Raw genomic sequence first — 565 nt, forward strand, 5'->3', positions numbered from 1 at the left:
TGTACAACAAGGACCAAATAAAATTTGGTTTTCGCCAAGAAGTTTCCAAAGCACTTGTAACAAATGTTTGAGAACTACTTTTTAAATCAGCTTTCCAGATTGTTAAAGAGCAAACTTCGTAAAGAAGTCAAAGGCATACATTGAACGAGATGTTCAACTCATGGCTTTGTCTTCTGACAAATACAGTACGATATGGTGGAGCTATGCGGGATCGAACCGCAGACCTCCTGCGTGCAAAGCAGGCGCTCTCCCAGCTGAGCTATAGCCCCGTAATCGAAGTGGTGGGTCTGAGTGGACTCGAACCACCGACCTCACCCTTATCAGGGGTGCGCTCTAACCACCTGAGCTACAGACCCACTTCGTGTACTGTCTCTAAACTTGAATCAAGGCAATCTGTGTGAACACTCAACAACTTCGTACATCTTAAGGTAAGGAGGTGATCCAACCCCAGGTTCCCCTAGGGTTACCTTGTTACGACTTCACCCCAGTCATGAATCACACCGTGGTAAACGCCCTCCCGAAGGTTAAGCTATCTACTTCTGGTGCAACCCACTCCCATGGTGTG

General features: G+C 47.1%; 2 tRNA genes and 1 rRNA gene. All 3 read right to left on the reverse strand.

The features are described from left to right. Positions 1-193 precede the first annotated feature (193 nt). A tRNA-Ala gene (locus J9892_RS18230) sits at positions 194-269 on the reverse strand. Positions 270-279: 10 nt separating this feature from the next. Then, positions 280-356 (reverse strand) — tRNA-Ile (locus J9892_RS18235). A gap of 73 nt (positions 357-429) precedes the next feature. After that, positions 430-565, reverse strand: a 16S ribosomal RNA gene (locus J9892_RS18240); the annotation flags it as partial.

This window comes from Aeromonas sp. Prich7-2 (assembly GCF_017939255.1).
GTDB lineage: Bacteria > Pseudomonadota > Gammaproteobacteria > Enterobacterales > Aeromonadaceae > Aeromonas > Aeromonas caviae.